This window comes from Sphingobacterium sp. CZ-UAM (genome assembly GCF_002000245.1).
GTDB lineage: Bacteria > Bacteroidota > Bacteroidia > Sphingobacteriales > Sphingobacteriaceae > Sphingobacterium.
The window spans coordinates 1,798,256-1,823,126 of sequence record NZ_MTCM01000001.1; the positions used below are offsets into that span (position 1 = coordinate 1,798,256).

Annotated in this window: 14 protein-coding genes; 6 read left to right on the forward strand and 8 right to left on the reverse strand. The window is 41.7% G+C overall.

The window, feature by feature from the left end; translation table 11 throughout:
* Window positions 1-240 precede the first annotated feature (240 nt).
* Both BWD42_RS07695 and BWD42_RS07700 read right to left on the reverse strand, forming a co-directional pair.
* The gene (locus BWD42_RS07695) at window positions 241-558 is read right to left on the reverse strand and encodes a hypothetical protein (protein WP_139351057.1); all 318 of its coding nucleotides are present in this window, start codon (window positions 556-558) and stop codon (window positions 241-243) included.
* A 400-nt stretch (window positions 559-958) separates the two neighbouring features.
* Window positions 959-2,377, reverse strand: a complete 1,419-nt coding sequence (locus BWD42_RS07700; protein ID WP_077434706.1) for a hypothetical protein — start codon at window positions 2,375-2,377, stop codon at window positions 959-961.
* 351 nt (window positions 2,378-2,728) lie between these two features.
* Here BWD42_RS07700 and cls point away from each other — a divergent pair, with 351 nt between their 5' ends.
* Together cls and BWD42_RS07710 are read left to right on the forward strand one after the other, a co-directional pair.
* On the forward strand, window positions 2,729-4,192 hold the full coding sequence (gene cls, locus BWD42_RS07705; protein WP_077435891.1) for a cardiolipin synthase: 1,464 nt from the start codon (window positions 2,729-2,731) through the stop codon (window positions 4,190-4,192).
* Window positions 4,193-4,355: 163 nt separating this feature from the next.
* The gene (locus tag BWD42_RS07710) at window positions 4,356-5,813 is read left to right on the forward strand and encodes an alginate lyase family protein (protein ID WP_077434708.1); all 1,458 of its coding nucleotides are present in this window, start codon (window positions 4,356-4,358) and stop codon (window positions 5,811-5,813) included.
* Between the two features lie 425 nt (window positions 5,814-6,238).
* On the opposite strand, the gene BWD42_RS07715 is transcribed toward BWD42_RS07710, so the two are convergent.
* Together BWD42_RS07715 and BWD42_RS07720 are read right to left on the reverse strand one after the other, a co-directional pair.
* The gene (locus tag BWD42_RS07715) at window positions 6,239-7,855 is read right to left on the reverse strand and encodes an FISUMP domain-containing protein (RefSeq protein ID WP_077434710.1); all 1,617 of its coding nucleotides are present in this window, start codon (window positions 7,853-7,855) and stop codon (window positions 6,239-6,241) included.
* Between the two features lie 22 nt (window positions 7,856-7,877).
* Window positions 7,878-8,078 (reverse strand): hypothetical protein, encoded by a 201-nt coding sequence (locus BWD42_RS07720; RefSeq protein ID WP_077434712.1) that lies wholly within the window; start codon window positions 8,076-8,078, stop codon window positions 7,878-7,880.
* A gap of 1,056 nt (window positions 8,079-9,134) precedes the next feature.
* Between BWD42_RS07720 and BWD42_RS07725 the strand changes: the two genes are divergently transcribed.
* From BWD42_RS07725 to BWD42_RS07740, 4 genes are read left to right on the forward strand one after another with little or no spacing between them, the layout of a single operon-like run.
* A complete protein-coding gene (locus BWD42_RS07725) occupies window positions 9,135-12,524 on the forward strand; it encodes a SusC/RagA family TonB-linked outer membrane protein (RefSeq protein ID WP_175991993.1) in 3,390 nt (1,129 codons plus the stop codon).
* 7 nt (window positions 12,525-12,531) lie between these two features.
* A complete protein-coding gene (locus tag BWD42_RS07730) occupies window positions 12,532-14,028 on the forward strand; it encodes a RagB/SusD family nutrient uptake outer membrane protein (RefSeq protein WP_175991994.1) in 1,497 nt (498 codons plus the stop codon).
* 36 nt (window positions 14,029-14,064) lie between these two features.
* Entirely contained in the window at window positions 14,065-14,904 is an 840-nt protein-coding gene (locus BWD42_RS07735) for a substrate import-associated zinc metallohydrolase lipoprotein (RefSeq protein WP_077434718.1), read from the forward strand.
* A 24-nt stretch (window positions 14,905-14,928) separates the two neighbouring features.
* Window positions 14,929-15,867, forward strand: coding sequence for a DUF4302 domain-containing protein (locus BWD42_RS07740; protein ID WP_077434720.1), 939 nt, complete (start codon window positions 14,929-14,931; stop codon window positions 15,865-15,867).
* Between the two features lie 234 nt (window positions 15,868-16,101).
* On the opposite strand, the gene BWD42_RS07745 is transcribed toward BWD42_RS07740, so the two are convergent.
* From BWD42_RS07745 to BWD42_RS07760, 4 genes are all read right to left on the reverse strand, one after another.
* Window positions 16,102-18,138 carry a glycoside hydrolase family 2 protein gene (locus BWD42_RS07745; RefSeq protein WP_175991995.1) on the reverse strand — a complete coding sequence of 679 codons (2,037 nt, stop codon included), beginning with the start codon at window positions 18,136-18,138 and terminating at the stop codon, window positions 16,102-16,104.
* Window positions 18,139-18,210: 72 nt separating this feature from the next.
* Window positions 18,211-20,292, reverse strand: coding sequence for a DNRLRE domain-containing protein (locus BWD42_RS07750; protein ID WP_077434724.1), 2,082 nt, complete (start codon window positions 20,290-20,292; stop codon window positions 18,211-18,213).
* A gap of 21 nt (window positions 20,293-20,313) precedes the next feature.
* Window positions 20,314-21,774, reverse strand: coding sequence for a RagB/SusD family nutrient uptake outer membrane protein (locus BWD42_RS07755; RefSeq protein WP_077434726.1), 1,461 nt, complete (start codon window positions 21,772-21,774; stop codon window positions 20,314-20,316).
* A gap of 19 nt (window positions 21,775-21,793) precedes the next feature.
* Window positions 21,794-24,781: a SusC/RagA family TonB-linked outer membrane protein gene (locus BWD42_RS07760; protein ID WP_175991996.1), complete on the reverse strand. Its 2,988-nt coding sequence runs from the start codon at window positions 24,779-24,781 to the stop codon at window positions 21,794-21,796.
* Between the last annotated feature and the right edge of the window lie 90 nt (window positions 24,782-24,871).

Genomic DNA, 24,871 nt, shown 5'->3' on the forward strand with positions numbered 1-24,871 from the left:
TTTCAACAAATGCCACCTATCAGTGACCTGAATTGCTGAGAGTGCTCCAAGTGTGGACGCCTTTTGATAATTGCTATATCTGTTTCTTGAAATTACCCGGATTGTCTTTCGCTGCTTTAGCCAGGGTGTAAAAATTTTTTCTTCTCTAATTAGTGAAATCAAATAGAATCGGTCAATTTATAAAGGCCGAGTATTTATATTCTCGGCCTTGATGATAGCTAAACATTATTAAATTCCAGTCTAGAAAACTTTAGGTACATCGTATTGGATTTTAATATTACCTTTTTTTGCACGATAACTCTCATACTTGACTGAAATTTTTGAATTATACCAATCAACTCTTAGCTCCTTATTGATATTTCCTCCCGGAATACTAAAACCATGTACCTTTATAGAATCATCAGAATTACCTTGAATTTTTAAGATCATAGTAGTCGCATCACGAACACCGGTTTCTGCACTAAATATTGTATCCCGACTAATATCCGCAACCTTCCACTCACCCTTATTTTTAGTGTTGCAAGAAATAAAGACTAGAGAAAATATAAAAAAAAACATTAACATTAACGTTAAATTTCTACAATACATATAATTAGATCCTCAATTTTATAATAATATTCCACTTTCTAAAGTTCAATTTACTGATTCGTTGGTACAAGTTTAGTCACATTCGGTATCACCGTATTATCCATAGCTAAAGGAGTCAAATATCTCAAAGTTCCCTCTGTCAATGACCTAGAAATAAATTCTGCTGGAGATTCCCAACTATTGAATTCTGTAAAAACGCTCTTCCTACTACATTATTAGGTAGATCCATTGATTTTTCTGTGGGATCAGATCTGGTTTCGTGTGCATCTCTAGTTGTTTACTTAAGTCTTTCCCAATTGAAATCGAATTCAGAGCATGGAAGAAATCATTAAAATAGCCCAACTCTAGGATTAGATTCCCTTATTATCCATTATTTAGTCAGTTTCTCGATTTTGATCGACGTTGTTCTATCGTTGAATTTACAGTCAATTGATTTTGTAGTAGAAAAACTTTCTCCAGAAAAATTATCATCATCATATAACGTTACTTTTATCCCGAGTAGTTCTGGGATGAATATTGCTGATATATCATTATCTTTAATTCCTAAATTTATTAAATCTTGTTTGGTATAATTACCTGTTTTTAAGGCAACTTTATAACCACCGAATGTGCAATTTTGATATACATACACATCATTATCAAAAGTGACATTATTATTTTCTGCTTTAAATTCCATGACTTTTTGATCTATGTGAGCTCCATTTTTAAAAAGAGCTTTTAGGACCAACGTGTAGCCCGTTCGGTTGACTCGCTGGGTCTGTAAATCGGTGATTGGAATAGATACACGAAATCCATTGGGTGCTAAATCTCCTTTAAATCCCACATCATAAGATCCACCACCGTGGGGTAATTCCCGACAGAAGGCAAAAACGTTACTGATCTCGGTTGTATTATCGATGATACCTTCCAATTCAATAGCCTGTGTCTCACGATTAAAATCTACTCTTGTAGTTGTGATATTCGCATTGGGCTTTTCGTAAAATTTGATATTACCAGCATATTTCTGAAATACATCCACCCTGTTCAATATTGCCGCGAATGGGTAAGATATATATGTCGGGGAGTAACCCAGAGTCCCGTTTCCAGTGCCCATTAATGTATTTCCGAGCGTATTTTGTTCCGATATCCTTCCACTTTCATGAATGATAGTATTTTCCCCAAGAAGGGTCAGTCCGTGTATCATTTCATGTAAATTACCTCCGACGTAGGATCCCACAAGATTCCGGTTTCCGATATTTTCGACTTTTAGATTATTAAAATCAATTCCAAATGCAAATCCCGCTGGCCCATAATAAGGAACGTCTTTTTTTTCTCTGTTGTCTAAAGTAATGACAAACGTATGGTAATTGCTACTGAACTCATTTGGATTTAGTATTTTGTATTCAAAAATCTCATTTTTGATTTTTTTGTCCCCTCCAGAATAAGGATAGGCTGAAATATCTTCTTTTCCTCTTATTTCAATAAACTTTACAAGTCCTGAAGCTGAATCCACGGGAAGGCCTAAATTTGTATTTTCAAATCCATAGCGTTCCATTTCACTTTTTATATATTTCTGAAAGTATATAAATAAATCACTTAATCTTTTTTTGTAATTAGCGTCAGGAATTTGATCTTTTGGAATAAAGTAGATAATATTCAGGTTTTTAGGGTTAGTGACAAAGGCCGGTTGGTTCACATTGTTGGCTCGTTTCATACTTTCTTCCAATTTGTCACTTGAGCAAGAACTGAACAATACGGTCAGAAATCCAATCCACGCGAAGGATTTTAAAACATAATTCCTTTTTTTCATAATTATAAATTTAAATTGTTTATTTAAGGTAGACGGTTAGCCACAGCTTTTGTCCCAAATTTTTTTAACGAAAATCTTATACGTAAGAAAATTGACAGCAGTAATAAGTCAAATGGGCATAGCTGATTTTTAGATATACCTGTTCTTTTACTTATTATATACAGATCAATAATGATTAAGGGTCGTCAGCTCCTTGACTTTCGGCTTGGACGAATTTGTTACTTTTAGTTGTTCCTGACGGGATATTTTCAATCAAAACAGCATGTCGATAGAAAAACAGCAACCATCTGGGACAATTTGGCGCGTTATCCGTCTACATTAAATAAAAATTACCGCTTTAAATTTTATAGTATGAAAGCAAATGGACTTTTAATTTACGAAATCATTTATATAATCATAACCGTTCTAACCAGTTTAAAAGTTATATTGGACACCCGAAGTTCAACTAAAACATTAGCCTACTTAATGCTCATTGTTTTTGTGCCGATTATTGGTATACTTGTTTATTTCTCATTCGGGATCAATTACCGGAAAAAAAAGCTTTATTCCAAAAAGATACTTCAGGATGATAGGTTGGAGACGCAGGTAAGGGAGCATATCAAAAAGTATTCTGCGGCAATATATGAACAGGGAGGAATAGAGCTTGCAGATAAAGAACGTATGTATAGTTACCTCTTAAATGAGGGTAATAGTGCTCTGACAGGCAATAATAATGTGCAGCTCCTTTTCAATGGTGAAGAGAAGTTTCCCTTGGTACTCGAAAGACTTCGAAAGGCACAAACCCATATTCATATTGAATATTATATTTATGAGGATGATCTAATTGGCAATGAAATCGCAGATATATTGATTGAGAAAGTGCTCCAGGGGGTGGAAGTACGTTTTATTTATGATGATTTCGGAAGCTTAGCTATACACAAAAAATTAGTAAAAAAATTAATTCAAGGTGGGGTAAAAGCATTTCCGTTTTATCGGATAAAAATACTGGCTTTTGCAAATCGTCTGAATTACCGCAATCATCGGAAAATTATAGTGATTGACGGCATCATTGGTTTTGTCGGTGGTATTAATGTCAGCGATAAGTATATAAATAGTGAGAAAATACACAATAAGCTATATTGGCGGGATACCCATCTTATGATAGAAGGACCTGGGGTCTATTATTTACAATACTTGTTTCTTGCCGATTGGAATTTTTGCGCAAAAGCTAACTTACAGCCTACGGATCTATTTTTTCCAAGACTGTTATTTAGGAGAGAATATGGAAATAAAATTGTACAGATGGCATCCAGTGGACCTGATTCTGAAAATCCGACAATACAGTATACCATTCTTCAGGCCATTGCACTTACAAAAAATGAATTGATCATTACTTCACCCTATTTCATTCCGGGAGAAAGTATTTTGGAGGGATTGACGATTGCAGCTTATAGTGGAGTAAAGATAAAGCTATTAGTGCCCGGTGTTTCTGATTCTTTTTTTGTGAATGCTGCTGCACATTCCTATTATGAAGAGCTTCTTAAGGCCGGTGTTGAAATTTATAAGTACCAAAAAGGCTTCGTACACGCGAAAACATTGGTCGTAGACCGAAGTTTAGCCATTATCGGTACAGCAAATATGGATCATCGAAGTTTTGAATTGAATTTTGAAGTAAATGCGTTGGTCTACGATCCGCAAATTGCAAATGACCTTGCCTCTGCTTTTGAAAGAGATATTTTGGACGCCAAAAAAATGGATTATTATATCTGGCTTAATAGACCATTTTACAAAAAATTAATAGAGAAGATTTGTCGGCTGCTCTCCCCTCTCCTCTGATATTTCATTGAATACCTACCGAGCCAGCCATCCCCTTGAATTTTCGTTTCCAGGTGCAGATTTAAAGATTTCTGTTAGTTGATCGAAACAAATTTTCACTTTTTCAGGGACAATTTAAGCGCTTGGTCGTCTATTATTGCAATAGAACTAATTTATTAATATTATGATAAATAAAATCTCCTGCATCTATACTCTTGCGGCTGGGTGTTTGATGGCAATGACGGGCTGTCAAAAAAAAGACTTAAATTCAGATGGATTGAATTTAAATGCTAAAATGGCACAAACACAAGGGACGGTATTTGCCCGAAACCTACTGTTTGATGAACCTGGCTTGCAACAAATTCAAGCGGATCTGATCAATCCGGCTACAAAAACAAAAGTTTCTGCCTTTATTGAGCCAGCTGCAACCAAAGCACTTTCCTACACGCCTGTTGGGCACCGGAGTGTATACGATGTTCCTGCGGCGGTTACTGCAGCCAAAGAAAGCTCCGAATATCTCCGTGCGATCGGCATTAAGCTCATGCTCACCAAAGATTCCTTGATCCGCCAGCCCTATGTTGCAAAAGCATCTGCAATATTGAAAGCTTGGGCCAAAGTAAATGTCCAGTCTTGGCATAGGCCTGCTGAAACAAACCTGATGTCAATGTATGAGTCCTATTCGATGATCCGTTCTTTTATGACCAAGACAGACAGAGATACAGTCGATGGATGGATTAGACGCCGGGCCACCGTTGGATCATTTAAATTTATCGATCAGGATGGCAACGAAGTTAATAAGCATAATAACTGGGAAGGACAACGTCTGTGCTTTTTATTGTATTCCGGTTATATTTTAAACGACAACACGCTAATTTCACGGGCGAAAAGTGAATATAAAATATTTTTGAATAATTATCTTCTGGCAGATGGAAGAACAGCGGATACGAAAGACAGGGATGCTTTTGCCTATCATTCATATGGGCTAGTATATACTGCAAAAATATTACATGCGATATATACCATGGAAGGTGTTCAGGCCCGAGATCTGAGCAAGGAAATAGTCAATACAAATGGAAAAAAACTTGTAGATGCGATTCGTTACTGGGAACCCTACCTATCTGGTCTTTACCATATGGAATTCAAAAAATCCATATTTGAAAGTGAACGGACCGGGCCGAGAGTAGGTACATATGATCCCAAAAGTTCACTTTACGCGCTTGATGAAATTGTTCAATCTTTTTCTGAGCTTTTTCCTTATTTCGAACTACTCGAGGGCACCCCTTCAGATCGTTTTAATAACGTCGTTCGCTATATTTCGCTTTTGAACTCACCGAATATTGCTAATACGCCGTCATTTGGCAATATAGTACATTTTTATAAAGATTATAATTATGGGACAACTGTTGGGTCATTAAAATTAGGAGGATACGATAATGCCAAACTGATATCGCTAGGTATAAAGGATAATGACATATCCTCATTCAAAGTTCCTGACAACCTCAAAGTCTTATTATTTGATGGAAACTTCAGAGACTCTGTAAATGTTGAAGGTACACAAAAAGTGTTTATCACGAACCAGCCAAATCTTGGAACAGCCGGATTCAATGACAAGACGAGCTCTATCATTATTACCAATCGTTAATAATTTTTTACTTTTAGTCTAGCTATAAAGCCGTAGTGAGATTTTACTTACTACGGCTTATTCGTTTTAAAAGTAGTAAATAATTATTCCTACAAAACTGATTATGTACAAGGATCAGTGATAACTTTGTTGTTTTCATTTAACATAGATAAACTGATTGCTTTATGTTCTCTTCGTTAAATAATGTTAACTGAAGGCTGAATTGTTAATTACTGTTATGGACTATTCATTGCAGTTATGAACTATTGACAGCGCTTTCAGTTTTTTAGGATTTTGGCTATTGTCGGATTGATACCGGTATCAGAGATGCTCATCGTTAAAGCAGTATCTGCTTGACTTTTATTGCTGTCGTGATTATAAAAAAGACCAACTATCGCATCTGATAGTTGGTCCGTAAATTAAACACGCTTTCTTGCGAATACTTTTTATTCTTTGATACAGCGAATATTTCTACCAAAGGTTGTCATTCCACCGGCTACACCACCTATCGTTACACCTGTAGATTTAATATTAAAATTACCCCCAGCTGTTGTCGTGGTAAACCAATAATAAGAATCCTGCGCTCGGCCAAGCAGTTGCCCCTGATCGAAATTACGGTATCCACCAGATGGAAGGGTCATCACCACATCCGCTTTACGTTTGCTGGTCAATACTTTTGCCGCGGAATAGTTTGTATCTCCACCTGTCCAATTTCCGATATTGGATGTTGTGGCATCTGCTACCAATCTAAAGTATTCTGTTCTTGTCGGCACACGGAAGCCATCCGGACAAGGATCATTTACCGTTTTGATCGGAGTCGCCTCTGTACCACTGTTCCATAGTGTAGCATCTGTCACTTCATTTGACGTCCAGCCGGAAATGATATTCGGATTTGTAAACCCATCGGCGACAATTGCAGGTCGCCCCCATTGGTAATAGTTTCCAATTAATCCCTGTACTGAAGGATTCTGATCAGGATCAAGGCTATAATCAGCTCCTAGATTATGACGCATCCAAACCTTTCCATTGATGCTGACCACCGGTATTCCCATATGGGTTGAATAGCCGTCCGCCACTGCAATAGTCAATGTGAGTGTATAATCCACCCCAGGTTCAATAACCAAAGCATTAAACGGTATTTTATTTGTCTGAGTCAAAGAACCGATCTTGATGGAGCCAAGTATAAACGATCCAGTGGTAGTATTGGTATTCAAAAGAACAGGAGCGCCTTTAACGACCATAGAATTAAGTCCGGTGAATGACGTTACTGGATTGTTTACCGCTGTTCCTAAACGGGTAAGGAGTCCATCTTCCAGCTGTAAATTTGCGAATGGAGAATGTGTACTGAAAGATGCCGTCAAGGCGCTGATGGGAAATCCTGTCGCTGTGGCATCTATTGTGCTCGTAATCCTGCTGAATTGATGTGTCAGTACAATGTTCAGATCATTCTGTCCACTGTTAAGGGTCATTTGCCGTTTGAAATACATCAGGTCAGCATTACCACTTACATTTTGAAGACTAGAGTTCGACAATGTCTTATTTGCCGGATCGCCGAAATTCACTGCTGGTAGATCGGTCGTACTATTGACTGAATACGCAACAAATGTATAGCTTTGGCCACCATCCAACACAAGCTCTGGAGTCAGATTTTCTCGATTACGGATATAATCCCGCTCAGTGACATAAGTGCCATTGTTAGCATAAACCAACAATTTGTAACGAACATCCCCCTGTAGATCCTGTTGAACCGCCGCTCGCTTGGAGGAGTTAGAAGATGCCTGTAGCCTTTGCTGCTGACGTTCATTATTCGGAGACAGTTCTGCTATGATCATTAAATTATCATTCAGTACAACATTCTGTCTTTGAACATGCTGTTCTTGATTGGCGTTCATGGGCTGAATAGCCGCCTGTTTGCCTGCCAATTTTTTTTGGCCCGCAAATGTGGTTTCAGCAATATTAACCGCGATAGTTGCCCGACCACCGTCCTTATAATCTTTATTACATGAAAATAGTCCCAGGGCTAAAGCTGTGGAACCGATTAATAATAGTATATATTTTTTCATTATCCAATTCAAAATTAGGTTACTACCAATTCATAGTGTTATCAAAATTACCAGTATCTTTCCATTCTTCCTTGATTTGTGTCGTGGCTGGATCAGTACCAGGATTACTGATGATGGCCGAACTGGTGGCAATACCTGCTTCCAATTCGATGATCTCAATTTCTACCAATGGCGGCAGATATTGCCGATAAACGGTAACTTCATTTCTTTTTTTTCTTTTCATCTCATTAATAAATTAATTGCTAAATTTTTATATACTTCACTACCCTAAGATGGTGAATACCAACAGCCAATAACTGACCGTTACATTGGATAGACGATCAAGACTTTAAATTGTCCCTAATTATTTTTATTTTTTTTTAGAGCCTGTATAAATTTTGTTTAGTAAAAGTTTTATGGCTTATAATGTTCAAGGACCTTTCTCAACCATATTTTAGCTCCTGCTTTTCTGTGATCCCCAAAAGTAATTTATTAAGACTCCCGAGATATTCCGTATTGACTTTCAGAAATTTTGACAATTGCTGTACAGGTCAGATCAAAGATGACCGTACCAATGTCAGCATTATGACCGACATGTTCATTCTTATTATAGTCCCCTATTTCACCGCATTTGTAAAAATATTTTCAATTTCCTAGGGACAATTGCCCGACTTAACCGTCTTGTTTACATTATTCGTTTTTAACGATCAAAAAAACCAATGACCAAATAGATTATGAAAGCAAAATTTTTGATTCTTATGTCAGTTAGGATTTCACCTGGCGGCAGCCCACGTAAAAAGGAAGCGTTATAGAAGGACAGATATATTATTGATTATGAACACCATGCCAAGAATTATACTGATTTACATACTGTATCGTATGAGAAAGAAATTTCCTGATAGCTAAGCATGAACCTAAATTCTTTTGTACGGATAAACGAACGGGAAAAGACTTGGTTTTTATGCTCATTCCTTGTATGTAATCTGGAGGTTTCACCGATATCAGACACCTATACGGGAATAAAATGACCAATTAGTTTTAGAAAAATACCAATTAATAACCAACCAATAGCGATGACAGAAAAAATTGAATAAAAAGTAAAAGCCCTCCTCAGAGGAGCGCTTTACCATTGGACAGGTCTTATCATTTTTTTTAATCGGCGGTACCTTAAGCGGCAAACTAACTGTACTGCCTCAAACCTATCAATTATCAAATGTATGATTTTTCATTTAAGCTGCAAAAGCTAAGCCTCCCTATTCTCCAACCTATTTGGCGAACCGTAAAATTATGTATTCTTTTTATGATTGCGTTCCTGACACAACTGAGCGCAAAAACATCAGGACAGCACATGACTTTACACAGCAAAAAAATAACTATGCCCCTAGCCGCAGTAGCCTCGGCCACAACAGTTCCGCAACAGAAGATCACGGTCACAGGACAGGTTATCGATAGCCTATCGCAACCACTATCCGGAGTCAGCATTAAGGTCAAAGGTACAAGCCTTCAGACCGCATCTGCAAAAGATGGCTTTTTCAGGCTGGAAAAGGTTTCTGTCGGTGCCACACTGGTAATCAGTTCGGTCGGCTATGAACCGAAACAGCGGACAGCAGTCGCTGATATGGGAAAAATTGTCCTCCACACAACAACCCAGGCCATGCAGGAAGTGGATGTCACAGTAAATACCGGTTTTCAAAAAATAGATAAACGAAAATTTCCGGGCGCGACAGTTGTATTAAAAATGGACGACATCAAACTCGACGGTGTAGTCGATCTCAGCCGCTCGCTGGAAGGTCGAGCTGCGGGCGTAATGGTCAACAATGTATCGGGTACTTTCGGTTCTGCTCCACGCATCCAGATCCGAGGCGTCACTTCCATATTGGGCAGCAATAAACCGCTGTGGGTTGTTGACGGACTGGTCCTGGACGATATCGCTAACGTCAGTAATGATCAGTTGACCAGTGGAGACCCGATAACCTTACTTTCATCTGCTGTCGCGGGCATCAATATGAGTGATGTAGAATCTTTAACCATCCTAAAAGATGCTGCCGCTACTGCCCTCTATGGCGCGCGGGCAGCAAATGGTGTGGTGGTCATCACCACAAAAAAGGGTACGACAGGCAAGATGCGATTTACCTACAACACCAATATTTCCACTTATCTCAAACCTTCCTATAAAAATTACGACATTATGAATTCCGCTGAACAGATGAGTGTCTATGCGGAACTGTTTCGCAAAGGACATCTAAACATCTATTCCATGGGATATCGCAACACCACAGGACCGCTGGGAAATTTGGCGGAACTATTGGATGGTGATGGAACCGGTCAATTTGCGGTGGAAAATACGCCCGAAGCCATTGATGCTTATTTAAAAAAATATGCACTGAACAATACAGATTGGTTCGATGTCCTTTTTAAAACGCCATTGCTCCAAGACCATTCGATCAGCATCAGCGGTGGTACGGAACGTTCGCAAACCTATGTGTCGGGTAATTTTTACAACGACAATGGCTGGACCCTTGGCGACAAGGTAAACCGCTATACAGTCAATGCAAGAAATACGGCGAAATTGAGCGACCGCATCACAACCAATTTTACGGTCAATGGAAGTACCCGTTTCCAACGGGCTCCCGGTAGTATTTCCAGGATCTTTGACCCGGCATATAGTGGCGGCTATGTCCGTAACTATGATATCAACCCCTTCAATTATGCCATGACAACCAGCCGGATTGCCCGAGCTTACGATGATAATGGCAACTTCGAGTACTATCGCCAGAATCTTGCCCCGTTTAATATTGTCAATGAATTAAATGAAAATAGAACGAATATCAGCCTATTGGATGTTCGTACTACGGGAAATTTAGAATATAAGGTATCCAGCAAATTAAAGTATCTCTTTCAGGGGAGTGTACGCTATTCCCGCACCACACAGGAACTGGAAGCCACAGAAAATTCAAACCGGGCCAAGGCCTATCGGGCGAACGACAATGTTGTCGTTAGGGATGCAAATAGTCTGCTGTATAAAGATCCTTTTGATCCCCTGGACGTAAAACGTGTTGTTATGCCTTACGGCGGTATATACAATCGGGAGGAAATATCGCTTAAGTCTTATGATATCCGCAATGAATTTACCTATGCTGATCAATGGAATGACCATGACCTGATGGTCTTCGGGGGACAGCAAATGACCTCCACCGACCAACAGACCTTTGTTTCCAACAATTTCGGCTATCAATACTATTTGGGCGGCGTCCCTTTTATTGATCCTGAGATCTATACCAAGACCATTCAGGAAGGTGGATCACTGTATTCTTTGGGAAATACCAGTCAGCGATTTTCGGCCTTTTATATCGCTCCAAGCTATACGTTTAAAAATAAGTATGTCCTGAATGCATCGCTGCGCTACGAGGGGACAAATCGTCTGGGAAGTTACCGGGCAGCACGCTGGCTGCCGACCTGGACAGTTGCCGCAAGTTGGAATGTGACGGACGAACCGTTTATGAAAAATATAAGCGGTATCAACCAATTGAAATTACGCAGCAGCTATGGGTTGACAGCAACCCTGGGTCCGTCCAGTGCCTCGCTGCTGGTTTATCCAAACGTATGGAACAATAGGCCATTTTTGTCAGAACGGGAATCTAACCTTTATATTTCCGAGCTCGCAAACTATAGGCTGACCTGGGAAAAAATGCATTCATTCAATATTGGATTTGACCTATCTGTTCTTGACAACCGGCTCCAGTTGGTTCTGGACTGGTTTAAAAAAAACAACTTTGATCTTCTCGGTCCTCTCATCTCCGGCGGCACCTCTGGAAGTTCCAGCAGGACAGGAAATGTGGCGACCATGAAAGGAAATGGTATCGAATTTACCTTAAAAGGAGATATCATCAGAAACGAAAATTTCAAATGGTCCAGCACTGGAACATTTTCCTACTACCTTGGGAAGGTCACCGATTACAAAGCGATTTCGGATAACAATGTGATGATACAGGCCGCTGGTGCTACTGTGCTCGGAAAACCGTTAAACAGTCTTTATTCGTACCAGTATCTCAACTTGGAGCCCAATAGTGGACGACCAGTCATTCGGGGACTGGACGGAGGCCCATCGATAAATGGAGTTGCCTATACGTCAACCAATTCAGCAAACCTCGTATACAATGGAACCACGATCCCCCCTTATACTGGTGGGCTGGAAAATAGTTTCCGATACAAAAACCTTTCGTTGAATATCTTCACGACCTTTCAGGCCGGCAATAAAATCCGGATGGCGAAAATTTTTCAACCGAATTATGGGGATATCAGCTCTTTATCCAGAGAATTGTTAAACCGCTATCAGCTACCCGGGGATGAAAAAATTCCGGGGGTGGTGCCGGGCATCATAGATGCTGTCACCTTAGAAAACAATCCCCGTATTGGTTCCGGTTACCGGGACTACAACGCATCGACAGAGCGCGTTGCCGACGGTAGTTTTGTCCGGTTGAAATCCATCCGTCTCGGATATCAGCTACCTAACCAGGCTTCGAAAGCACTGGGAGTAAACGGATTGCAGGCTGCCATCAGTATGCAAAACGCGCTATTGCTCTATTCAGATAAAAAATTGAGAGGCCAGGATCCCGAGTTCTATGGTTCCGGAGGTGTCTCCCAACCACTACAGCAACAAATTGTATTTACCCTTAAAGCTGACTTTTAATTTAGAAATGATGACGACGATCAACAAAATTAGATTTACGATACAATCCTTTCGGCTTAGCAAGCCATACGCGGGACTAAGCCTTTGGTTGCCACTACTTGTATGCTCCCTTGTTAGTTGCAATAAATACCTGGATAAACTTCCTGACAATCGGGTTGAATTAAAAACACCTGAACAAGTCGCTCAAATGCTGGTGTCGGCTTATCCCAATTTTCAGAACATTGTATTTTTGGAACTTTTATCGGATAATACGGGTTTTAGAACCCCACTCATAAACAGAGACACCGCCCAGGTGAGCATATTCCGGTTCACGGATTTCTCCAACGACTATGGATCCCGTGATAATATATGGAAGGGGTATTATGAATCGATTGCAGTTGCAAACCAGGCATTGGATGCATGCAAAATCGACAGTACTCGTTTTGCTTATAACCGAGGCGAAGCCCTGTTAATCCGCGCCTATGATCACTTTATGTTGGTCGGTCTATATGCGAAACCTTATAATGAAGGCACCGCTGACTCGGATATGGGCATCCCTTATGTACAGGAACCAGTAAACGATATTCAGACAAAATTCCACCGAAATACAGTGCGGGAAGTCTACCAGCTGATCGAAAAGGACCTGCTGGAGGGTATGCGTTTGGTGGACGATACAAAATATCAAAATCCAGCCTATCGCTTTACCAAAAGAGCTGCATTTGCTTTTGCAACAAGCTTTTATCTGGCAAAGAAAGATTATGCTTCCGTCCAGCGATATAGCTCCCTGCTTTTTCCGGGGAATACCATAAATGATTATATACGACCTTACAATACAAGTTATGCTATGAGTGAAAACTGGGCGATACTCTATGGCGGTGCTTCAGAAAAAGCCAATATCTTGCTTACTTCACCGGCGGACTTGATAAATAATGACCTCAGCAATGTAAGATATGGACTCAACGATTCAATCTATAGGGCATTATACCTTCGTCCAACAGCCTCAGGCGTATCCAAATGGGCTTTTATATTAAAATCTGAATTGGCCAAAAAGAATTATAGAGAAGAAAAGTATCCCTTAAAAGAGGTACTTATAGGCAATGGTTATGCGTATTATTACAGCAATCGCTGCATCCTGAGCACCGAAGACGTTCTCTTCAATCAGGCAGAGTCCTATATTATGCAAAATCAATATGACCAGGCCCTAAAGCTACTTAATTTTTGGATCAGCAAAAGGGCCAGCAATTACAATGCAGCCAGACACCGGCTCACTTTAGCTAAGCTCACGGCCTATTACCCGAACAATGATACAAAGACGGCACTTATGAACGAAATGCTCTGGTATAAACGGCTGGAATTTATGCAGACGGGTATGCGTTGGTATGATATTATACGTTTGGATCTCCCGGTCACACATAAAGACGAGTATAATAAAACCTTCACGCTGGCACCGGGATCATTACAGCGTCAGCTTCTGCTCCCTTTTTATGCCATTATTCAAGATGGTCTGCAACAAAATCCCCGATAAATTCAGACTGTCCATCCATTATTAAATAGAAAAGCGATGAATACTAAAATTCAACATAAAAAAAAGACAGACCTCGGTCAAACATTCCCGATCAGGCTAATGATCATATTACTATCCATTGCCCTTGTTGCATGCAAAAAAGAAAATCCAGTAGTACTGGATCCTAACCTCAATGGCATTGTCAGGGAGTTGATACCCTCTGATAGCCTGAATGACTGGATACTGCAAGAGTTTACCAAACCCTATAATATCTCCATCGATTACAAATACGATGCACCGAGATATCCCTTTTTTCTGGAAACCAATTATCAGGCTGTAAGACTTGAACTAGTCAAACCTTTTCTAATTTCATTTAACAAAAGCTTTATTGAGGTATTTAATGAGGTAAGCGGAAGCAAATCTTTTATCCAACAGTATTCACCAAAGAATCTCGTGCTTGTTGGTTCTGCGGGCAGTGTTGCGGGTGTTGCAGATGGGTACGGCACAATTTTTCTGTTTGGCATGAATACCAATAGTGTAAGTTTTGGGACGATATACCATGAGATAATGCATACGTTGAATATCCGCAAAGGAATCCCACCTTACTTCACCGAGATCTCGCTGGCGGATTATCGGGAAGCGGACTGGGAGTGGCGGGTAACCGCCAACGATGATGGATTTGTCAGCGCCTATGCCTCCCGTAGTGTAACCGAAGATATGGCTGAGGTATTCTCCAACTTTGTGACAAATCACGATAGGTTCGAACAACTGCTCCAGAATCCCAAAGGCGGAAAGAAAATTCAACGAAAGGCTGATGCCCTTGCGCAGTTTCTATCGCAAGAATACCATATCGATCTTGAACAGTTACGCCTGCAGTACGAAACAAGTTTACAATAAAACGAGACATTAATATACCTTAACATGAAACAATTAGCATTATATTTCGTTTTCTTTTGGAGCAGTATCATCACCTTGTCCTGCTCTAAGAATTATGAAAATCCGATATTTTCAGAAACCTCCGACAGCAGAACAAAAATATTGATGGATAGCCTCAATACGATATTTCTTTCCTCACCGGTTGGTTGGAGAGCAGTTGTATATGCCGATTCTGCACATTATAAGAGCAATAATCCCATCAAACTTCCTTTTGCTGTACGTCTTGATCAGAGCGGCACGATAACTGCACGAAAAGCTTTTGAATCCTGGTCAGATACCGCATATTACCGACTGAAAATGGCTATGGAGCCCGAGTTTATATTCTCCAACATTGGTCAGGGCGATCTCCTCAGCAACTTGAGGTATTACGAGTATAGAATACGCCATTACAGCAGGGATAGCATCGGACTGCTCGGGCGATTGGGAGAGTCCATTATCAAGCTTTATCCCTTAAAAGACGATAATGATCTTTTGCAGGAGATTTTGAAAGAAAACTGGATCAGTATCACAACTGGGAATATTTCCCTTGAAACGACGCACAACAGTAGTAGTGTAGAATTTAAGTCAATGAAGCAGTTTAAACTGCTATATCCGAATACAACACTCTCCACCTTGGACATGTCAGACGCAGAGTTGGCCTCATTAGCGCCTTTGCTGGGGCAAGGCTTTCGTTTTGTACTAAAACCAACTGGCTCAAAAAATAAAATTGAAAGCATTGAAAGTGTGGACGTAACGGCATCACCTTCTTCTTATTTTGATCTGAAAAGCAAGCAGTGTGAATATTCCTTTGACCCGTCCACAAATACCTTAAAGATTAAAGCGACTCTGGTGTATGTTCCCAGTGAAGATTCACCTTACGCCCTTTTGGGGAAGGCAACATTTACTATAGATCAAACGATACGACTTATTCCATCCATTGGGTAATCGATATACCGAGAAACTGGCGTACTTAACGTATGTGACCATTATAGGAGACAACCTGAGCTGGGTTGCCTCCTATCTTAAGCATTATGTGCAGACGCTCTCCAAAAGATTCACCACGCGAACAAGCTATCGCACAAAACGGTATAAAAAAATAGGCAGTATAGATTTGGATATTCCGTTTATTGCTGAATCCACAGGCACGATAAAAAGACAGGAAAAAGCGAGGGGCAATACTCATTCTGCCAGCCGAATGACACATTGGTCGGTCAATTTCCCATCATCAGATTGTACAAGAACACTGTTCTCGCCAGGAAGTAGGGGCACATGGGGCCATATGACACGATGTAGGCTATCTGCCTGACCCCTTCCAACGAATTTTCCATTGATAGAAAGCCTGGCCGCCGGTAATGTTGTATAAGCTTTGATGCTGATTGTACTGGCCTTGCGCGTATTGTTTCTTTTTTCGGTGAGATAGAGCATGGGCTCCTTGTTCCAGTTGGCTTTGTAAAAATAAAAGGCATCCTTTTTTGTTGCACGGTCATAGGTCACCAGTCCTTTATCATTCAAGCCTGTAAAATCGCCTTCTGTACGGATCGAAGAGCCAAAATCGGCCAATACCCAGATAAATTTACCCCAGATAAAGGGTCGTTTGGCCAATGCTGCCCAATTTGCTTCATGATAGGCTGTCTGCCATTCCTCAGGATGAAAATCTCCCCCCGGTTCGGGTGGCAAGGGCTGTTCTTGATGATGGTTAATATTCGCTCCAGCACCATATTCGCTAACGGCAATCGGCTTATGCTTAAATTTGCGATGCATATCATCTGCCCAGTCGCCTATATCTTCAAACTTGCCTCCATACCAGCCGTAATACTTATTCCAGGCGATCACATCGCTCACCGTATTGAAATGATCCGTATCCATAAATGAAGCGCAGGTCACGATTCGTGCGGGATCTTCTTTTTTTGCAATTACCTGTAGTTCCTGCAGAAAAGGGACAGGATCATCATAGTCTAATTTTAATTCATTAAATAAGCCCCAAAAAGCAATCGAAGGATGATTATATTGCTGCCGTATCAATTCGGTCAATAATTGCCGGCTATGGGCTTTTAATGCCGGCAAATCGATATACCCCGTACCGGTATATCCTCCTGGGCCGACCAATGGAATTTCTGTCCATAACACGATACCTTTTTTATCGGCCAGTTGGTAAAAATAATTTGACTGCGGGTAATGTGTCAATCGCATTGCAGTAGCGCCTGATTCTTCTATAAGTGCCATATCTTTTTCCTGATCACTAGATTGGAGGGCAGAGCCCCGCCCTTCGATATCCTCGTGCCGGCCGAAACCATATAGATCATATGGTTTTCCATTCAATAGAAAGCCTGCATCAGGATCTACCCGTAATGAACGTAGTCCAAAGGATTGAGACACTGCATCGACCAATTTATCACCTTGAAACAGCTGCACTTGTAACTGATAGCAATACGGATCAGATTTGCCCTGCCAAAGTCGTGGATTTTCAATGACAAATTGTTGCTGCGCACTCGAATCTCCACGCTGGAGAATACTGCTTTTTTTCAACAGCACATCTCCAGCGGTATTTTTTACCAGGGTGCGCAGTTCCAAACGCTGTGCTGCATCGCCCAAAGACAATCTTGTCTTTACGCTTATGGATGCCTCTTTAGCCGTTATTTTTTCAGTACGAATATATATTCCCGGTGATGCATAATCTAAGGGACTAATACAATTATGCGCCGTCACAACTAGCCAGACCGAGCGGTGAAGTCCTCCGTAGATATTGAAATCTCCCGCCAAGGGAAGCACATCCGCGCGAGCGGCATTGCTCACTTCTACTGTAATATTATTATCAGCATCTTTCTGAAGCTGCTGGGTAATCTCTGCGCAGAAAGCGGTATAGCCGCCTCGATGTTGTGTCACAAAACGGTTGTTAACCAGAACATCGGCTACCGAATTGGCACCTTCAAAATAAAGAAATACACGTTTATCTTTCCAATCCGGATGATAGTGGAGCACGCGCTGATAAATCCCGGTACCCCGATAGTAGTTTAGATTTCCCTGAAATACATCTTTTGCATTCCAGGTATGCGGCAAAGTAACCTGTTCTTTGGCCGTATGCTGTCTAACATCATAAGCAAAGTGAAAGTTCCAGCCTTCATTTAGATTTAGCTTTATCCTCGGTCCATTGTCTTTGGCACTGCCAATAAAAGCAAATAGGTTCAGAAGCAGGAATGTTAATATTACATTTTTCATATGTTTAGGATCGAATGAATTGCTATTTTTTGATACTGTCCGCATCAGTAATTTGACGCGGACAGAACAATGCTAGTATTGAAGTTCAAGCAGGGGTTTGTTGGCGGCCACTTCTTTACTGCTAAACGACACATTTCCTGTGGAAGAGAAAGTCCCTGTGTTGAGCAATAGAAAGGACAGCTTACGGTCGGTACCCATCAATTGTCTGTTAACTGCTTTTGTCACATCAATGGTCTGCAGGCCTACACCTGTAACGACTATCTGTCCCGCATAGACGGTATCCATTGGCGCATTATTCCAATTTATGGTATTTTCCAGCCAAGATGTGTTAGTGGTGGTATAAATATTAATGATTCGTTGAAGGGCTGTGTTCGTTTCAGCAACATATAATTTCAACCTGGCCGAGCTTACCTTTGATTTATTGACCGAGGCAATATCAAATTTTACGTAGGATTTACGCGCATAGGACAATGCGTCTGACTTGACCAGCAGATCAGCTGATGTACCATAATTGGTGTTGGCGTAGCTGCCATCACGGACGAAGGCATCTGCCAAACTGCTTCCCGCCTGTGCGATTACCGAATGTTGGAAAGCACCTACATCTGGATTACCGCCAGGTAGTGCATTGCCCAAAAAGTCCTTACTGCCATTATTTGCAATTAAAATACCGGCATTGCGTGCAGGAGAATTAGCCCCTAGATCGTATCCTTTGGCAGCATCGAACCCCTGTCCTCCAATTGGATTAATAAAAGCCGGATCAGTATAAAAATTATCCTTTGCCGTTGCAGTACCTATATTGGCCCCCGTAAAAGTGGTACCCGGAAAGAAATTATTGTTATTATAGCTACTCTGTGAGGTCAAAGCAATGGCTTGACCATTGTCATTCTTGGCCAGCAAAGTATTGCTTGTCCCTGCAGCAAAATAAAAGATATTGTTGGAAAAAGTACCATAGGGTGTGCCATGAAAAATAGCGCCACCTGGATTTTTGATATGGAATACATTGTTGTATATCTGATGATTACGGTTGGTACTGCCGTTGAATAGAAAAAGTTTTTTCTTTCCGCTTGTTCCGATATCATCCACGCTGACATTATAGCGTACGGTAATGTTTCTTGAGGCAGCCATAAATAGCATAAAACCACCATTATTGCCATGGGAATAATTATATTCAAAAATATCGCCATCCGTAGTTGAAGGCCCGTCCCAGCCATCAGCATCGAAAGCCATGCCATCGTTAATGCCACCTCCTGTCAAACCATAAACTTCATTATGCGCCACTAGGGTATTTTTACTTTTCACGGTCCAAATGCCTGCAAAATTGTAGTTACTGGTATTCATACAGGCTCTATGCACTGTATTATGGGTAATTTTGCACCCTCCTGTAGCCCCAGCCATGATAATACCATCCCCATAGATATTTTCGAGCAGATTATTATCAAAGATAACATTCGTTGCAGTACCCGTCGTCCGCATGCCTGTTACAGAAGAATTAGCAATATGGCAATTCTGTACCAGGAGATTGCTCACCGTCCCACTAATGATAATACCACCGTTAGCCTTATTGAAATTAGCGTCAAAAGTCGCCCGGTCCATCTGGACATCGGTCACGGAATTAACGTCGTGTATGTAGCAGTTTTTGATTTTGACACCGCTGGAATTGCTTCCGCCGTTGATCCTAATCCCCGTAGCGGTATATAGTTTTCCGGTCGGAACCCTATTGGTCAGTTCCAGATTGTTGACTTCGAAATTAGATACCTGATTCAAATATAGCGCGTTCGAACCATTTCTTTGACCGCCACCATTGATTACGGCTTTGGTGTCTCCGCCATACGTATCGATCACAATCGGGGCATCGGAGCTTCCAGAACTCTTGAGATGTAACGTATCATTCCATACGGCACCGCTTTTGAAAAGAATTCGGTCGCCAGGACCGAACAATGATGCATTTACTTTTGCCAAACTTTTCCAGGCAGCAGTTGTACTGGTCCCGCTGCTTTCGTCGTTACCCAAGGGGTCTATATAATAAGTCGTTCCCCCAGCCACATTGGCAATGGCTTTAGCTTTTAGATTCGTCAATGAATCCAGTTGGTCAGCCTTTTGGCATGCAGTCAAAACACCAAGACCGACAGTGATCAATACAATTAACTTTCTCATAATTCATTATTTTTTTATGATTTATAAATTTTGATTTACCTGTGTATCGTTGTATGGAACCGGAAGCCAATACCGTTCCTTGGTAATGCTGTTAAGCGGCTTTAGATCATCAGTGGCTTTATTCGTATTTGCCGATGCTACGATTTCCAACCGTTGGAGGTCAAACCAACGGGTGTATTCACCGGCAAACTCCCAAGCGCGTTCATTGACCACTGCGGCAGCAAAATCTTTAGCAGAAAGCCCCGTAGCTAGATCATCCAGCCCTGCGCGGCGCCGGATCTTGTTGACGGCCTCGTATGCTTCAGCAGTTACCTTACCAGTACGTGCTTGAGCCTCGGCATAAGTAAGCATAACCTGTGCATAGCGAAATAACTTCACTGCAAGGTCAGTACTACTGGTGGCAAAACCCAAAGTTGGCATATTGACCCGAAACTTATTATAATAGGGGTGCTTGGTGATACTTTGCTCCCAAGGTAAATCGCCTTTGCCTGTTTTGAATAAGGTATGAAATGTAATGTCTTTTCGTATTCCTGCCGGAAAACTATTAAAGAAGCCTATTTCTGCAAAATAATCACTCCAGCCGCTTTCTTCGGGATCGGGCATAGCGGACTTTCCGTAAAGTGCACTGCTGTTACCGCAACTTACACAAAATTGCAGGGCAAATACATCCTCTACTGTATTATTGCTACTTGTCGTGCCGGTCCAGAGATCTGAAAGATTGGGCACCAGATCAAATCCGTAACTGGCCTTTTTGTCCATGACCTCTTTTGCTTTCTCCGCTGCCAGGGCATATTTTGTGGCATCATTGACCGGAAACCCTCCCTGAGTAAGATAAACTTCTGCCAACAATGCCTTCGCTGTACCTGCATTAGCGCGGCCGGGCATTCGCTTGACATTCATCATTGTCTCTGCTTTTTTAAGGTCTGCTTCGATCAGATCGTAGACTTGACGGACGCTGCTTCTGGGTATGGTCAAAAGGGACTGCTCATAATTCGCCGAGGTGACCAGCGGAATATTTCCCCAAAGCCGTACCAACCAAAAATAGGAAAAGGCGCGTAAGAAGTAGGCCTCACCAGCCAATTGGTCGATCAGGGTGGCATCTCCGCTCGTGCTCTTATAATTTTCAATTATACCATTGGCACTCTGGATACTTTTGTAACATCCCAGCCAAATGACAGCGATCCGGCTGTTGGTGGCGTTCACTGCGAATTGATCCATCTCGCGCAGCTCCTGCTTGTTACTCCCTACGTGGGTCGTGATATCATCTGCTCCCATCAGTACAGCATTAAGTGCAGCAGTGGAAAAGCCTGAGGTATAGCCATTTTTTAGCGGCTGATAAGCTCCTACAACCGCGGTTTGTAATCCTTCTATTGTTTTTAACCCATCTCCGGCAGGGAGCAGGCTATTGGGATGTTCATCCAGCTGCTTATTACAGCTGATAACTAGCGGAAATATACATAATGCCAGAACTAATTTTTTCATCGCTCTATTTATTATCTTGTTAAAAATTGATTTTCATTCCTCCCGTAATCGATTTCGCATTGGGATACGAACCATAATCTATGCTCTGGTTGGTATCCGTGCCAGCAGCTCCGGAAGTATTATTCGACTCGGGATCAAAGCCTTTGTATCTGGTAATCGTAAACAGGTTGGTCCCGCGTACAAAAAGTGCAATCTTCGCCCATCCTATCAGTGATCTGGGCAACTCATAACTGAGGCTGATATTTTTGAAGCGCACAAAGGAGCCATCTTCGAGAAACCGTGTTGATACTGTATATAGCTTGGAAGTTTTGCTAAAAGCGGGGATATCCGATGTCTCATTGACCCCAGGTATATACCTATTTTTTATTTCGGCAAAAGTCGCCTGCCGGAAGTCAGCATTGCCCGTTATACCAGCAGCATAGGTATAATTCAGTTTGTCAAAGCCACCTAAAGCCTGTACAAAGACATTAAAGGTAAAGCCTTTCCAGTTGACAGTATTATTCCAGCCCCAGGCGTATCTGGGCAAGCCATTACCGATCTGGTGAAAATCATTTCCGTCTATCACTTTGTTGTCATCCAGATCAGCGTAGCGCGCATCGCCGGGGACATTTCCATAGGTTGTGGCTGTCGCTATTTCGGCAGGCTTCCAAGTACCAAGGTAGGTAAGCCCCCAGTAAGAGCCCATTGGCTGGCCTGGGATAATTTTAAATTCCGGCTGCGAAGAAAGTCCAGCCCCGACATTGCCTCCCGCAGCGATACTTGCCGCCGAACTCAGGGCTACGACTTTATTGCGCAAGAACGAAACATTAAAAGCGCTGTTCCAGGTGACTTTTCCATTTTGGAGAATGTTACCGGATAAGGAAAGGTCTACTCCTCGATTGTTCACCTCGCCTACATTCTTCAGAATAGCCCCGCCGCCCATATACATCGGGACGGGAACAGGCAACAGCAAACGATCAGTATTTTTAGAATAATAATCTGCAGAAAAAGACAGACGGTGATCAAACATATCAGCATCTAGCCCTATATCCCATTGTGTAGTCCGCTCCCACCCTAGATCTGGATCTTTTGGTTCACCGGGGATAATGCCTGTACTTGAGGCATTTCCCGCAAAAAAGGTGGTCACATTCTGATATAAAGGAATGGTGCTGTATGGCCCTATAGCCTGATTACCAGTAACACCGTATCCCGCCCTCAGTTTGAAGTTGTCAAAAAGCTTATTCTCCTTCATAAAATCCATCTCGGAAATTTTCCAGGCCACACTTGCCGACGGGAAGGTGCTGTATTGGTTTCCGGGATGAAACTTGGACGATCCATCACGGCGCACACTAGCCGTAATATAATAGCGGCCCTTGTAGTCATAACTCGCACGTCCCAGATAGGATAATAACTGGTAGTCTGAATAAGATGTACCCAGTGCATTAGACTGTGCCTGGGCTAAATTATAATACCCCAAGGCGGGAAAAAATAGACCGCCTGCATTTGCATTAAAACCAGTAGACTTGAATGATTGATATTCTAACACGGCAGTAACCGTAACCTGATGTTCCTGATTGAACAGGCGTGAGTAGGTCAAATTGTTGGTATTCTGCAATCCAATACTCTCGATATTGCTACGCGAGGCACTAGCTTTGCGATCCGACGCAATATAGATGCCTCTATACCCAAGCTGATTATTATTATTATAGTTGATCGCTCCAGACACATCCAAACTCAAGCCTGGTATAATCTGATAACGCAATCCCGCAAGGGTAGAGAATACCGAATTATTGTTGCGGTTGTTCTGATCCTTGGCGATAGCTACGGGATTAAAAGTGATCGAGCTATAGGGATCATTCATCGTAAAACCGCCACTGGCATCCCTCACAGTCTCCGTTGGTGACCAAGCGATAGCTTGGGCGATAGGCGAGTCCCGCCCTGTGATACTGGTATTATTGCTTTCATTTCTATTTGCGTATGCATTGACATAAAAAGAAAGACCTGGGTATAACTTGGCATCAATACTTGCTCTCAGGGCATAACGCTTTAGCCAGGAATTGTGAATAATACCTTGCTGGTTTAAGTAATTGCCGCTGGTATAGTAAGTGGTTTTATCATTACCGCCGGAGATATTAAGCTGATACTCCTGTGTAGGTGCTGTGCGAAAAATCTCGTCCTGCCAGTCCGTACCGCCTTTGGCTCTATACTGCTCAATCTGCGCCTGCGTAAAAATCGGGTTGGCTTCCAGTGCCTTATTTTTTTCATTGACAATAGTTGCAAAATCTGCCGCATTCAGCAAGTCTAACTTTTTAAGCCTGCGTGCGGAAGTGAACTGGCTAAGCAGATCAATAGTTGTCTTACCTGCCTTTCCTTTTTTTGTGGTAATAGCCACGACACCATTGGCCCCACGGCTTCCATAGATCGCTGTCGCCGAAGCGTCCTTAAGCACATCGATCGTCTCAATATCATTGGGATTAATGCTATTGGGATCGGCCCCCACAAAACCATCTATTATATATAAAGGGTTATTGTCACCCCGGATAGAATTATTGCCCCGGATCCGGACAGCGATAGCTCCTCCGGGAGCCCCCGCATTGGAAGTCACCTGAACGCCCGGAACACGTCCCTGCATGGCCTGTGAAATATTGACCACAGGCTGCTCCCGAAAATCCTTGGCGGTAACAGAGGAAATAGATGCTGTAAGATCTTTTCTTCTTTGTGTGCCATAACCAATCACGACCACATCTTCAATCGCAATGGATTGTGACGGCATTACTACCACAAATGGAACCTGGATACTATTGACAGGAACTGTCCTGGTCTGGTAACCTACCGCGGAAAATGCGAGCACATCCGTAGCAGTTGCTTCTATTGAAAAATTACCCGACGCATTCGTATGAATTCCGCCTTTCTTTCCCTGGATTTGTACATTGATATTTTCAATAGGCAATCCTTTGTCATCTTTTACAATTCCTTTTATCTGTCTGTTTTGTGCTTTTACGCCAAAGGCAATCAATAGTAAGCACATGAAAGCTAACTGTTTAAACATCGCATTGTTTTATAATTGGTTCATAGGCCAAAGCTATCGTACAATACCGATCCATATAGGGTAAAATCA

Coding starts and splice junctions, on each gene's coding strand:
- BWD42_RS07695 (WP_139351057.1), bottom strand. CDS start 558: ATGTTTTTTTTTATATTTTCTCTAGTCTTTATTTCTTGCAACACTAAA.
- BWD42_RS07700 (WP_077434706.1), bottom strand. CDS start 2,377: ATGAAAAAAAGGAATTATGTTTTAAAATCCTTCGCGTGGATTGGATTT.
- cls (WP_077435891.1), top strand. CDS start 2,729: ATGAAAGCAAATGGACTTTTAATTTACGAAATCATTTATATAATCATA.
- BWD42_RS07710 (WP_077434708.1), top strand. CDS start 4,356: ATGATAAATAAAATCTCCTGCATCTATACTCTTGCGGCTGGGTGTTTG.
- BWD42_RS07715 (WP_077434710.1), bottom strand. CDS start 7,855: ATGAAAAAATATATACTATTATTAATCGGTTCCACAGCTTTAGCCCTG.
- BWD42_RS07720 (WP_077434712.1), bottom strand. CDS start 8,078: ATGAAAAGAAAAAAAAGAAATGAAGTTACCGTTTATCGGCAATATCTG.
- BWD42_RS07725 (WP_175991993.1), top strand. CDS start 9,135: ATGATTGCGTTCCTGACACAACTGAGCGCAAAAACATCAGGACAGCAC.
- BWD42_RS07730 (WP_175991994.1), top strand. CDS start 12,532: ATGATGACGACGATCAACAAAATTAGATTTACGATACAATCCTTTCGG.
- BWD42_RS07735 (WP_077434718.1), top strand. CDS start 14,065: ATGAATACTAAAATTCAACATAAAAAAAAGACAGACCTCGGTCAAACA.
- BWD42_RS07740 (WP_077434720.1), top strand. CDS start 14,929: ATGAAACAATTAGCATTATATTTCGTTTTCTTTTGGAGCAGTATCATC.
- BWD42_RS07745 (WP_175991995.1), bottom strand. CDS start 18,138: ATGAAAAATGTAATATTAACATTCCTGCTTCTGAACCTATTTGCTTTT.
- BWD42_RS07750 (WP_077434724.1), bottom strand. CDS start 20,292: ATGAGAAAGTTAATTGTATTGATCACTGTCGGTCTTGGTGTTTTGACT.
- BWD42_RS07755 (WP_077434726.1), bottom strand. CDS start 21,774: ATGAAAAAATTAGTTCTGGCATTATGTATATTTCCGCTAGTTATCAGC.
- BWD42_RS07760 (WP_175991996.1), bottom strand. CDS start 24,781: ATGTGCTTACTATTGATTGCCTTTGGCGTAAAAGCACAAAACAGACAG.